Source organism: Corynebacterium sp. NPDC104732, assembly GCF_055583565.1.
On record NZ_JBVJNS010000032.1, the window covers coordinates 1 to 12,490 of the forward strand.

General features: G+C 61.5%; 12 protein-coding genes. 9 read left to right on the plus strand and 3 right to left on the minus strand.

From position 1 onward, the window contains the following. A partial coding sequence (locus ACZ6ZO_RS12495) for a hypothetical protein (protein WP_465293011.1) occupies positions 1-212 on the plus strand: 212 nt, incomplete at its 5' end. Between the two features lie 26 nt (positions 213-238). On the opposite strand, the gene ACZ6ZO_RS12500 is transcribed toward ACZ6ZO_RS12495, so the two are convergent. Next, a complete protein-coding gene (locus ACZ6ZO_RS12500; protein ID WP_182386366.1) occupies positions 239-652 on the minus strand; it encodes a DUF2631 domain-containing protein in 414 nt (137 codons plus the stop codon). A gap of 165 nt (positions 653-817) precedes the next feature. Here ACZ6ZO_RS12500 and dxr point away from each other — a divergent pair, with 165 nt between their 5' ends. The 3 genes from dxr to ispG all read left to right on the plus strand — a co-directional run bounded on the left by dxr (position 818) and on the right by ispG (position 4,398). After that, complete coding sequence (gene dxr, locus ACZ6ZO_RS12505) at positions 818-1,972, plus strand: 1-deoxy-D-xylulose-5-phosphate reductoisomerase (RefSeq protein WP_465293014.1); 1,155 nt, start codon at positions 818-820, stop codon at positions 1,970-1,972. A gap of 19 nt (positions 1,973-1,991) precedes the next feature. Then, positions 1,992-3,176, plus strand: a complete 1,185-nt coding sequence (locus ACZ6ZO_RS12510) for a M50 family metallopeptidase (RefSeq protein WP_465293016.1) — start codon at positions 1,992-1,994, stop codon at positions 3,174-3,176. A gap of 61 nt (positions 3,177-3,237) precedes the next feature. Next, on the plus strand, positions 3,238-4,398 hold the full coding sequence (ispG, locus tag ACZ6ZO_RS12515; RefSeq protein ID WP_465293018.1) for a flavodoxin-dependent (E)-4-hydroxy-3-methylbut-2-enyl-diphosphate synthase: 1,161 nt from the start codon (positions 3,238-3,240) through the stop codon (positions 4,396-4,398). Here ispG and ACZ6ZO_RS12520 read toward each other — a convergent pair. Both ACZ6ZO_RS12520 and ACZ6ZO_RS12525 read right to left on the minus strand, forming a co-directional pair. Further along, a complete protein-coding gene (locus ACZ6ZO_RS12520) occupies positions 4,388-5,080 on the minus strand; it encodes an ABC transporter ATP-binding protein (RefSeq protein WP_182386362.1) in 693 nt (230 codons plus the stop codon). The genes ispG and ACZ6ZO_RS12520 overlap by 11 nt on opposite strands. An 11-nt stretch (positions 5,081-5,091) precedes the next feature. Next, complete coding sequence (locus tag ACZ6ZO_RS12525) at positions 5,092-6,033, minus strand: ABC transporter permease family protein (RefSeq protein ID WP_182386361.1); 942 nt, start codon at positions 6,031-6,033, stop codon at positions 5,092-5,094. 113 nt (positions 6,034-6,146) lie between these two features. Between ACZ6ZO_RS12525 and ACZ6ZO_RS12530 the strand changes: the two genes are divergently transcribed. The 5 genes from ACZ6ZO_RS12530 (at position 6,147) to ACZ6ZO_RS12550 (ending at position 12,132) form a co-directional block, all read left to right on the plus strand. After that, positions 6,147-7,292 (plus strand): sensor histidine kinase, encoded by a 1,146-nt coding sequence (locus tag ACZ6ZO_RS12530; RefSeq protein WP_465293021.1) that lies wholly within the window; start codon positions 6,147-6,149, stop codon positions 7,290-7,292. Beyond that, positions 7,285-7,923, plus strand: coding sequence for a response regulator (locus ACZ6ZO_RS12535; protein WP_208767306.1), 639 nt, complete (start codon positions 7,285-7,287; stop codon positions 7,921-7,923). Before ACZ6ZO_RS12530 ends, ACZ6ZO_RS12535 begins: the two co-directional genes overlap by 8 nt. 87 nt (positions 7,924-8,010) lie before the next feature. After that, complete coding sequence (locus tag ACZ6ZO_RS12540; RefSeq protein WP_208767307.1) at positions 8,011-9,822, plus strand: penicillin-binding transpeptidase domain-containing protein; 1,812 nt, start codon at positions 8,011-8,013, stop codon at positions 9,820-9,822. A gap of 21 nt (positions 9,823-9,843) precedes the next feature. Next, complete coding sequence (map, locus tag ACZ6ZO_RS12545; protein ID WP_465293024.1) at positions 9,844-10,716, plus strand: type I methionyl aminopeptidase; 873 nt, start codon at positions 9,844-9,846, stop codon at positions 10,714-10,716. Further along, a complete protein-coding gene (locus tag ACZ6ZO_RS12550; RefSeq protein ID WP_465293026.1) occupies positions 10,717-12,132 on the plus strand; it encodes a cobyric acid synthase in 1,416 nt (471 codons plus the stop codon). Positions 12,133-12,490 lie beyond the last annotated feature (358 nt).

The following is a 12,490-nucleotide window of genomic DNA, read 5'->3' on the forward strand; positions in this document are numbered from 1 at the left end:
ACAGTCCTACTGACAGGCATAACAAGCAGCTTCCTCCCGGCAACACACGCCGGGCTCAGCCACGCAGACCCTCCAACAAAAAGTCCGCAGTCCCTGTTTTGGGGGTTTTATTCACCGAGTCTCGAAAAACAGGTCTCGAAAAACAGGTCTCGCATTCTGCCCTGAATCAGGAAACCAAGGAAACAAAACCAAAAACCCTGCTCGCCAAGTAGGGAGCAGGGTTTTTGTAGTAATCCTGTTAGTTCAGTTCACCTTTTACGGTGGAAGGATCGACGTTGAGGGCGCGCAGCTGCGCGTCGGTGAGGTTTGCGTGGGAGCCCTGGAGGGTCTGCTGCTCGTAGGTCCAGTGTGGTTCGACGTGGCCTTCTGCCTTGTTGTGGGCGGTGACGGTGCGAACCTGGGAGAGCTTTGGCTGGAACAGCTGGATGAGCAGGCCGATGGCGATGAGGGCTGCGATGGCGCAGAGCCAGATGGTTTCCACGTGGCCGCGGTGGTTACCGAAGTTCATGCCGAGGAGGAATGCGACGGAGATCCAGCCAGCGATCTGGGTTGGGCCACGTCCGATGTCGTGCCAGCCCCATGCTGCGGATGGCTCGTCGAGGGTAGACACGCCGTTGTGAACCTCAGGCTCAATCGTGTGAGAACCAGCCACGTTCTTAGCTCCTTCATGTAAGCAAACTGTTTCTTAAGTATCTTTGCACATTGTAGTTGGCGGGGCGTTCTTTCTCGACACCGACCCCACCTGCGAGAAGGAAGTTACACCCAAAAGTGGTGAGTCCTGCGAGAATGTCACGTTTCCGGGTGCCACAATGGGGGCGTGAAAAAGCGTGTTCTGATTCTTGGTAGCACTGGTTCGATTGGCACTCAGGCGCTGGAGGTGATTGCCGATAACCGCGATAAATTCGAGGTTGTCGGCATCGCTGCGGGCGGCTCCGACCCGAAGTTGGTCATTCAGCAAGCGACAGCGTGGGGTTTGGGGCCGGGGCAGGTGTGCGTCGCTAAGCCTGCTGCTGCGCGGGAGGTCGGTGAGGCGCTGGGTGGTGCCGTCGTTGAGCAGGCGTACGAGCTTGTCGACGCCGTCCCCTGCGATACCGTCCTCAACGCGCTGGTCGGGTCGATGGGGTTGCGGTCGACGCTGAGTGCGCTAGAGCAGGGGGCGACGCTGGCGCTCGCTAATAAAGAGTCCTTGGTGGCTGGTGGGCACATTGTGTTGGAAAAGGCGAAGCCGGGGCAGTTGGTGCCCGTTGATTCGGAGCATTCTGCGATGGCGCAGTGCTTGATGGCTGGTGATCGTGGGGAAGTCTCGCGTTTTGTACTGACGGCGAGCGGCGGCCCGTTCCGCGGGTGGACCCGAGAGCAGATGTGGGACGTGACTCCGGAGCAGGCGGCGCAGCACCCGACGTGGTCGATGGGGCAGATGAACACGCTTAATTCCGCCACACTGATCAATAAGGGATTGGAGCTTATCGAAGCGAGCCTGCTATTCGGCGTGGACCCGGAGCTTATCGACGTCTCTGTGCACCCGCAGTCGATAATCCACTCGATGGTCACTTTCCACGATGGCGCTACGATCGCGCAGGCGTCGCCGCCGTCGATGAAGCTGCCGATCTCCATGGCGCTGGATTGGCCTCGACGGGTGAAGAAAGCGCAGCCTGCCTTGGACTTCACTCAGGCGCACACCTGGACGTTTGAGCCAGTGGACGATGTCGCATTCCCAGCGGTGCAACTGGCGCGCGAGGCGGTGGCTCAGGGCGGCACGTTCCCGGCGGTGTACAACGCCGCAAACGAGGAGGCCGCAGCCGCGTTCCTGCAGCGTCGGATCATGTTCCCGCACATCGTGGACACGGTGGCTGAGGTGCTCAGTGGGGCGAGCGAGTTCGCTGGTGTACCGTCTAACGTCGGCGATGTTATTGCCACAGAAGACGAGGCACGTCGCCGAGCCAACAAGGTTGTGGACCGGCTAGCTAACTAAGCAGGGGAGTATACGGACGGTGAGCTATTTCGCGGGCGTAGCCCTTTTCGCATTGGGAATCGCGATCACTATTGGGCTGCACGAGTGGGGCCACTACAGCGTGGCGCGGGCCTGTGGCATGCGGGTGCGCCGCTTCTTCATCGGCTTTGGCCCCACGCTGTTCCAATTCACCAGAGGACACACCACCTACGGTTTCAAGGCCGTGCCCCTGGGTGGGTTCTGTGACATCGCTGGAATGACGGCGGTCGATGAGATTACACCTGAGGAAAAGCCGTACGCCATGGTAGACAAGCCGTGGTGGGCTCGGGTGGCGACGCTGCTGGGGGGCGTGGCGATGAACATAGTCGTCGGCATGCTGGTGCTTTATGTGGTGGCAGTGAGCGCGGGCCTGCCGAACCCCAAGGCGGATTTCACCGCTACCGTGGCGGAAACCACCTGCGTCACGCCGGGGTGCACGGACGAGGGGCCGGCGGCCGCTGCCGGAATCAAGGCTGGGGACCGGATTCTTGCCGTCGATGGGGTGCCGGCGCAGTCGTTTATGGATTTGCGCAAGGTGATTATCGAAAAGCCTGGCCAGGACGTTGTTCTGGATGTGGAGCGGGCGGGCAGCGTCACGCCGGTAACCGTGGCCGTCCCATCCGTCGAGCGGGAAACCCAAGACGGCCAGAAAGTCACGGTGGGCGCCATTGGCATCGTCTCCGCGCCGCCGAAGGACGCGATCAAGCAATACGGGATTATCGACGCCCTCCCCGCCACCGTGTCCTTCACCGGAAACATGTTAGGAGCTACGGTGCAGGGGCTCGCGTCGTTGCCAGCGCAGGTGCCAGGCGTGTTGGCGTCGATCTTCGGGGCGGAACGCGCCGATACCAGCCCGATGAGCGTTGTCGGTGCCTCCCGCGTGGGTGGCGAAATGGTGGAGCGCGCCCAGTGGGCAACGTTCCTGATGATGCTAGCCAGCCTGAACTTCTTCCTCGCACTATTCAATCTGATCCCGCTGCCACCGCTCGACGGCGGGCACATCGCGGTGGTGCTGTGGGAGAAGCTGCGGGATTGGGTGCGTGGCCTGCGCGGGCTGCAGCCAGCAGGCCCTGCGGATTACACCAAGCTCATGCCGTTGACCGTGGTGATGACGGGAACGTTGCTGGTGCTGGGTGTGATCGTGATTCTGGCGGACATTGTCAACCCGGTGAGGCTCTTCGGCTAAGCGCTGCCGGTGCTAGACTGTAGCCACTATTTTCATGCGCTTTGTGTAAGGAGCACTCACCGTGTCAACTCCCATCGGCCTCGGAATTCCAGACGCACCACTGCCAACGTTGGCGCCGCGGCGTAAGACCCGGCAGCTGATGGTGGGCAAGGTCGGTGTCGGTTCCGATTACCCAATTTCGGTGCAGTCCATGACTACCACCAAGACGCATGACGTCAATGCCACCTTGCAGCAGATCGCGCAGTTGACTGCCACGGGTTGTGACATTGTGCGCGTGGCGTGCCCGAAGACGGTGGACGCGGAGGCGCTGCCCGTCATCGCGAAGAAGTCTCCGATCCCGGTGATCGCTGACATCCACTTCCAACCAAAGTACATTTTCGCCGCCATCGAGGCTGGTTGCGCCGCCGTTCGTGTGAACCCCGGCAACATCAAGGAATTCGATGGCCGCGTGAAGGAAGTGGCCAAGGCTGCAGGAGATGCGAACATCCCGATCCGTATCGGCGTGAATGCTGGTTCCCTGGACAAGCGCATCATGGACAAGTACGGGAAGGCGACTCCGGAAGCGTTGGTGGAGTCCGCGTTGTGGGAGGCAGGTCTGTTTGAAGAGCACGGCTTTGGCGACATCGCCATTTCCGTGAAGCACAATGACCCAGTGGTGATGGTGGAGGCATACCGTCAGCTGGCCGCACAGTGCGATTACCCGCTGCACCTCGGCGTGACGGAAGCCGGCCCAGCATTCCAGGGCACTATCAAGTCAGCTGTGGCGTTTGGTGCGCTGCTGGCCGAGGGAATTGGCGATACCATCCGCGTGTCCCTGTCCGCCGATCCGAAGGAAGAGATCAAGGTCGGCGATCAGATCCTACAGTCCCTGAACCTGCGCCCCCGCAAGCTGGAAATTGTGTCCTGCCCATCCTGTGGCCGCGCCCAGGTAGACGTGTACAAGCTGGCTGAAGAAGTAACGGCTGGTCTGGAAGGCATGGATGTGCCATTGCGCGTGGCCGTCATGGGTTGTGTTGTTAACGGCCCTGGTGAGGCGCGCGACGCCGATCTTGGCGTTGCTTCCGGTAACGGCAAGGGCCAGATCTTTGTCAAGGGTGAGGTGATTAAGACCGTCCCTGAGTCTCAGATCGTGGAGACCCTCATTGACGAGGCAATGAAAATCGCCGAGACCATGGGTGATACCACGGTCACCGGCGCTCCTACAGTCAGCATCACACAGTAGCTGGCACCTGAACTCGGCCGTCCACGACAGTGATCGTGCGGTCGAGTTTTGCTATTTGCTCCTGGTCGTGGGACACGTACAGGGCAGGCATCTGATTTTCGTGCACGAGCTCCATGATGAGGTCGGTGACACGATCGGCGCTGTGGGAATCGAGTGCGGCCGTTGGTTCGTCGATAAGCAGCAGCTCAGGGCTGTTCATCAGTGCCCGCGCGAGGTTGACGCGCGCCTGCTGCCCGCCGGACAGCTCACTGATGCGGCGGTCGCCCATCCCAGCGAGGCCCACCGCGTCCAGCAGCTCCTCCGCGCGCTCTGCCGCAGCCCGCTTCACGGACCGTGGCAGTGGAAGGACGCGACCGAGGTGCGGCATGAGCAGGAGCTGCTCGCGCACGCTTAACGACGACACCAAGTTAGGACGCTGGAACACAATACCGATCTTTTCGCGGCGAATCTTGGCGGCTTCACGACCGGTGACGGTGAGGGAGGTGTCATCGAGCCACACACCACCCGTGGTTGGTGGCTGCAAGAGCCCAGCAATGGCAAGCAGCGTTGATTTGCCGGAGCCGGAAGGGCCAGTGATGCCGAGGACTTCGCCGGGAGCGGCGGAGAAGGAAACGTCATCGAGGAGGCGCCGGGTGGTGCTGCCATCTTGAATATCGAGGCTGACGTGGGAAAACTGAAGCATGGGAGACTCCTTTAAGCGTTGGCGAGTGCGCTGCGTGGGTCAACGCGGAAGATCGGGAAGAGGGAGAACGCGGCACCGGCGAGGCCACAGGCGATGAGGATCGCGGCGGGCAGTGCGGTGGTGGACCACGTGAGGGAAACCGGGAGGCTGTCTGGGGCGAAGCTAGCAACCGTAATGGTCAGGAGGGTGCCGGCTGCCACGCCACCGACCAGCACGAGCAGAGCCTGGGTGAGGGCGTCAGAGATGACGACTTTGCGGGCCGCGCCGAGCGCCAAGGTGATGGCGATGCCGCCGAGACGCTGGATCGTCCACACAGTGAAGAACGCGCCAACCACGAGGGCCGAGATGGCAAACAGGAGAGTGGTCATGGTGGTGAGGGACAGGTTTTCGCCGGTGTAGCTTGCGGAGGTTTTCAGGATGTCCTTGCCGGTGAGGACCTTGGTGCCTTCCGGTGCGGTGACCTCGTGGTCTACCAGGATCGCGGCAGGCTCGCCCTGAGCTGCGTTTTCGGGAGAAACGAGCACCACTGGGACGTGGTCGAGCCACAGGTCTTGGGTGCCTTCAACGTGGACGTCCTTGTCGGCCAGGGTCAGGTCGACTGGGGCGTCCAGGGTGCCGTTGACTTTGGCTTCGTTACCACTCAAGCTTGGATCCGGCATGATGGCGACCGGGGTGTCACCAACCCGATCCCGGCCGACATACAGCGGGGTTCCCCCGACTTCGTCCGCGAGTGTCGCTGGGACCCGAGAACCCGAGAGCGTGGATGCGCCGTTGTCGGCGACGATCATGGTCTTGCCCTCGGTGAGGTATTCCAGTGCGGAGATCGACTGGTGAGACAGCCCTGCGGTGAGTGCGGACAGGAAACTCACGAGCACGGCGATCAGACCGATGGTGGTGGTGATCAGTGCGCTGCGTCCGGGCGCGCGACGGAGTTCTTTAAAGCCTTGGTACATGGCTCCTATTGTGGCTCCGAAGGTGATGTGTCTACATCGGGGAGACGGAGGGAATTCGTCTGCTACTTTTGTCTAGGTTTCTTTCCTACCCCTTGTGATTAAGCTTGAGTGTCATGGCGACGACACACCTCCTACACTCCGCGTGGCGTTGGTTGCACGCGTTCATGTTTGTCCTGGTCGCTGCGCTGATTATACTTGCGGTGGTTCGCGGGGCAACCGGAGCGGCGATTGTAGCGGCAGTGATTTTTACTTTTTCGCTGGCGGGGTGGGAGTGGTCGCGAGTGCTGGGCAAGACGTGGTCACCGGCACTCATGTTGGTGACGGTGGCGGCCTTTGCGATTTTTCTCTACTACAGCGAGGACGCGGCTTTCCTAGCATTTCCCCTGTTCTTCGCCATCACGCACGCTTACGGTGGCTGGCGCAGTGTGGCGTACGTGAGTGTGTTGACCCTGGTCACGATTCTAGTGTTGTTGCGGCACTCAGGGCCAGGGATCGGTTCCATTATCGGTCCTGCGATCGGTGCTGGTGTGGCGCTTGCGGTGGGACTGGGGTTCCGGCTGTTGATCACAGAGTCGCAGGCCCGCGCCGATGCGATCTCTGAACTGATTGAAACCAAGGCTCAAGCGACAGAGATGGCCCGCGCCGCCGGCGAATTGAGCGAGCGCACCAGGCTGGCCGGGGATATCCATGACACGGTCGCCCAAGGCCTGAGCTCTATTCAGCTGTTGTTGCACTCGGCTGAGAAGAAAGCCGTCGAGCTGGGTGATTCCGCCCTGGTTGAGACCTTGCAATTGGCGCGTCAGACGGCGGCGCAGAATCTGAGCGAAACGCGTCGTATCATCGCGGCCCTGCAGCCCGAGCCGCTGGCCGGGTCGTCGCTGCCGGTGGCGCTAGCCCGGGTGTGTTCTACCACTCCGATGGGCAACGCGGTGCGCTTTCATGTGGATGGGCCCGCGACGGAACTTCCGGAGCCGGTGGAAAGTGCGCTCGTGCGGATTACTCAAACGCTGCTGGCTAATGTGGTTGCCCATGCGCATGCTACCCGTGCGAATGTCACGCTGACGTTTGATTCGGACGCGGTGTCCCTGGACGTGGTGGATGATGGGGTGGGCTTTGACCCGGCGTCGGTGGGCCCGAATTCTTACGGGCTTGCGGGGGTGCGGCGGCGCGTCGATAAGCTGGGTGGGACGGTTACTATCGAATCGGACGGGGGCACGGGTGTGAGCGTGCGGATCCCGATGGAGGTGTCACATGATTAGCGTGCTGCTTGCCGACGACCATCCCGTCATCCGCGCCGGGCTCAAAGCAGTCCTGGAAGACGATGACGACATCACGGTGGTAGGCGAAGTCGCCACCCCAGAAGAAGCCGTGTCCTTTGTACGAGCCCACCCCGACCTCGACCTCGTGCTCATGGACCTACGCTTCGGCGATGGGCCGGGCGAAGACGCCGAATCCGGCGGAGTGCGCGCCACCCGGATGATCCGCGAACAACCCAACGCGCCACAAGTACTCGTGGTGACGAACTATTCCACCGACGCCGATGTCGTGGGGGCCGTCTCCGCGGGTGCTGTCGGTTACTTACTCAAAGACTCCGACCCATCAGTGCTGGTAGCAGGCGTGCGTCAAGCGGCGGCGGGGGAGTCGGTGCTCTCCACGAAAGTCGCCACCCGCCTCATGGGCCGCATGCGCAACCCCAGCGTCAACCTCACCGCACGCGAAATGGAAGTGCTGCGCCTGGTGAGCGAAGGCAAATCGAACCGAGACATCGCCAAAGAGCTCTTCCTCACCGAAGCCACCATCAAATCGCACCTCGGCAATGCATTCACCAAGCTCGGCGTCACCTCCCGGACCGCCGCCGTCGTGGAAGCGCGCAAGCGGGGGATCTTCTAGGCGGGTTTGGGGCCAACCGCAGCCCCTCCCAAAGAGCTCGCCCTGCCTCCCCAAGATAGGGTGGCCTCGCTGTTAGGCTTGGTTTTCATGAGAGCCCTATCTGCTGTTGTCGTCGCATCACTGGTTGCCACGTGCGCTGCGTCGTGCACGCCGAAGCCGGATATCGCGGATCCGGTGGCGCAGGAGTTTGTGCAGGCTATGGCTGAGGGGGATATCGAAAAGGCGGCGTCTCTTACGGATAACCCTGATCAGACGACGCTGATGTTGCGGCAGACGATTGACGGCATGCAGGCGGAGGGCTTGGACGCGTCCGTGACGAAGGTCAGCAATCAGGACACTCTCGCGACGGCGGATGTGCAGATGGATTGGCGGCTGCCTCGCGAGCGCAATTTCGCCTATAGCTCCCAGATCACGCTCACGAAGGTGAAGGGTGAATGGAAGGTGCGCTTCTTGCCGACGGTCATCCACCCGAAACTCGGCAATAACCAGCACCTGGAACTGCGGGCCTTGGAGGCGAAAAAGTCCCGGGTGGTCAGCGCCGACGGCGCTGATGTGCTGCAGCCGGGCAGTGTGGCTCGCGTGCTGATCAACACGTCAGAAGCGGGAAACTTGACTGGTGTGGCGGCTCGCGTCGCGACGGTCATCAATGAGGCCCGGGCGGCGAATGAAGCAGTTCCTCAGATCAACCAGTCCGAGTTGGCCCGGAACCTCGCGGATTTCAAGGGAACCTATTCGGTGGCCGTCGTTGGTGGCCCAGAGGGGAAGCGAGTGGCTGATGAGCTGCGCGGTATTCCTGGTGTGATTGTGAATGAGGAAGCCGCGATGGTCCGTTCGGATCCGACGTTCGCCCCGGAGATCATGTCGCGGGTGGAAAAGATCGTTGCCGATGAGCTCGAAGGAGCGAATGGCTGGCACGTGGCGGTGGTGAACCAAAACGGCGCGGCGATCGATTCCCTGGAGCGGCATGAACCGCAGCTCGCGCCCGCGGTGCGCATTAGCCTGGATCACCACTTGCAGCAAGCGGCGCAGCAGGCTGTTGACCTGCGCAAGGATCGCAAAACCATGCTGGTGGCTATCCGGCCGTCCAGTGGCGAGATTCTCGCCGTGGCGCAAACGAAACTCGCGGATGAGGACGGCGACCCTGCCCTGATGGGCCAATACCCACCAGGCTCGACGTTCAAGATGATTACCGCCGCTGCCGGCATGGCTCATGAAGGGATCAACCCGGGCTCGACCGTGCCATGCCCTGGCACGATGGAAGTCGGGCCTCGCATCGTCACCAACTACAACGGCTTCTCCCGTGGCAACACCTCACTCGATGACGCCTTCGCCCAGTCCTGCAACACCACCTTCGCGGACATCTCCAGCCGACTCCAACCTGGCCAGCTGCAAGACATGGCGAAAAGCTTTGGCCTCGGCGTTGACTATCGCATCCCTGGCCTGGACACGATGACCGGCGCGGTGCCCCGTGGTGAGGAATTCATGCAGCGTGTCGACGAAGGGTACGGCCAGGGCCTCGACCTAGCGAGCCCATTCGGGATGGCGTTAGTCGCCGCAACCGCCGCTGCGGGCAAGACACCGATGCCATACCTTATCGCGGGTCACCGCACCGAGGTCAGTGAGGAGGTCCCGGCTCCGGACCCTGTGGTCGTCGATAATCTGCGCGGCATGATGCGATCCGTGGTTACCTCCGGTACCGCCCGTGGCATGCAGCAAACCGGCGGCGAGCTGCACGGCAAGACCGGTGAAGCCGAATTCAACGGCGGTTCCCACGCCTGGTTTGCTGGCTACCGCAGCGACGACATCGCCTTCGCCACCCTCATCGTCGGTGGCGGCGGGTCGGAAACGTCCGTCGCGGTCACCGACCACTTCTTCCGGCTCATCGACGGACAAAAATAAAACGGCGTTAACATAAGGGGCATGACTAGAACCACGAAACTTACTCCCGGCACTCCAACCCCCATCCGAACAGTTCCCAAGCACATCGAACGGCCGGAGTACGCGTGGAAAAACAGCGTCCAGGAAGCCATGGGCGAACCCCTCATCCAAACCCCTGAGGTGATCGAAGCGATGCGCGAAGCTTCTCGCATCGCAGCCAACGCCCTCGTCGTCGCAGGTAGGGAAGTAAAGCCGGGCGTCACCACCGACTATGTGGACAGCGTCGCCCACGAGTACATGTGCGACCACGGCGCCTACCCATCTACCCTCGGCTACCGGGGCTACCCCAAATCCTGCTGCATCTCCCTCAATGAGATCATCTGCCACGGCATTCCCGACACCACGGTGATTGAGGACGGGGACATCGTCAACATCGACGTCACGGCTTACAAAAACGGCGTTCACGGCGATACCAACGCTACCTTCCTCGCTGGCGATGTCGCTGAAGAACACCGGCTCCTCGTCGAGCGGACCAAGGAAGCCACCATGCGTGGCATCAAGGCGGCGAAACCGGGACGACAAATCAACGTGATCGGGCGCGTCATCGAGTCCTACGCCAAGCGCTTCGGATACAACGTCGTGCGCGACTTCACCGGGCATGGTGTTGGCCCCACCTTCCACAACGGGCTCGTCGTGCTGCACTACGACTCTGACGCCTACACCGACATCCTCGAACCGGGCATGACCCTCACCATCGAACCGATGATCAACCTCGGCAGCCTCGACTACGACATCTGGGACGATGACTGGACCGTCCAAAACCGCGACGGCAAGTTCACCGCCCAATTCGAGCACACCATCGTCATTACCGACAACGGCAACGAAATCCTCACCATCCCCGACGAAGACATCTAAATGACAGCCCTCCTCATCGCCGGCACCACCTCTGACGCCGGAAAATCAATCGTCGTTGCTGGACTCTGCCGCGCCCTCACCCGCCGCGGCCTCAAAGTGGCGCCCTTCAAAGCACAAAACATGTCCAACAACTCGGTGGTGTGCCCAGACGGCGGTGAGATCGGCCGCGCCCAGGGGCTGCAAGCTCTCGCCTGTGGACTAGAACCCGATGTGCGGTTTAATCCAGTGCTGCTCAAACCGGGATCAGACCGCACCTCCCAGTTGGTGGTTAAGGGGCTGGCGGTCGGTAACGTCAGTGCGAAGAATTACGTCGAGCATCGCGCGCACCTGCGGGAAGTGTCAGCCGCTTGCCTTGCGGAATTGGAATCGCAGTTCGACATCGTGGTCTGTGAAGGCGCCGGATCGCCGGCGGAGATCAACCTCCGAGAAACCGATGTCGCGAATTTCGGGCTCGCCGAAGCCGCCGATCTTCCCGTGTACCTCGTCGGTGACATCGACCGCGGCGGCGTCCTCGCGCACCTCTACGGCACTTACTTCATCTCCGCGCCGAAGGATCGCGAACGCATCAAGGGATTTATCATCAACAAGTTCCGTGGCGACCAAACCATCCTGGACCCAGGACTCGCCGAGCTCGAGCGATTGACCGGCATCCCGACCGTCGCGGTGCTGCCCTTCATCAACGGGCTGTGGGTGGACGCCGAGGACTCCCTCCAATCAGCAGCCGGGACGACGATTGGGCCCGCGACTCGGGGCGTCGGTAAGCAGCGGCTGCGGGTTGCGGCCGTGCGCCTGCCCCGCATCTCCAACGCCACCGATGTCGAAGCCCTCGCCTGCGAACCCGGCGTCAGCGTCACCTGGTCCGTGGACCCCGACTTCATCGCCGACGCCGACCTCGTGGTGCTGCCCGGCTCCAAAGCGACCCTGTCTGACCTGCGGTGGCTGCGGGAAACCGGCATCGCCGACGCGATCACCGCTCGCACCCAGCCCACCATCGGCATCTGCGGCGGCTACCAAATGATGTGCACGCTTATCGACGACCCCGTCGAAGGAATCGGCACCGAACAAGGACTCGGGATTTTTGACACCGACATCACCTTCGCCCCCGAAAAAACCCTCATCAGGCACGACGGCGGCGCCTACGAAGTCCACCACGGACAAGTAACTCGCACCACCGAAGCACCATGGATCGGCGATGAAGGTGCAGCTCAAGGCGTTTTTCGAGGGACCCACCGGCACGGACAGCTCGAAAACGACGCGTTCCGGAAAGACTTCCTCACGTGGGTCGCGGCCGCCGTGGGGAAAGAGGGGTTCGTCGTCGACCCAGACATGTCCTTCCACGCCGAACGACTCCGCCAACTCGACCTCATTGCCGACACACTTGAGCAGCACTGGGATCTTGATGGATTGCTGGGGTAGTTGTTTTTGTGTGGTTCTTGGTGGGTGTTCCTTGTGAAACCCGGGAAGCGTTCCCCGGGTTTCGGGGCAGAAAGGGAAAAATAGCAGCTGTGCAGCTAGTTTTACGCCCGAGATCCGGGTTGTGCTTCCCGGGGATCTGCTAATTGAGGCTTTGGGGCTTGGTTGGCTGCGTGCCAACGCGCGCATTCAATTTCTGAGAGTTTTCCCAGCCGCGGTTTGGGTAATGTGCGAGTCCTGGAATTCGAGACTCGGAGTGGTTCGGGCCCAAAGCGGTGTTTTGGGGGTTTTATTCTCCGAGTCTCGAAAAACAGGTCTCGCGTTTTGTGGGGGAGCGTGTCAGATGGTTTGTGTGTGCGGG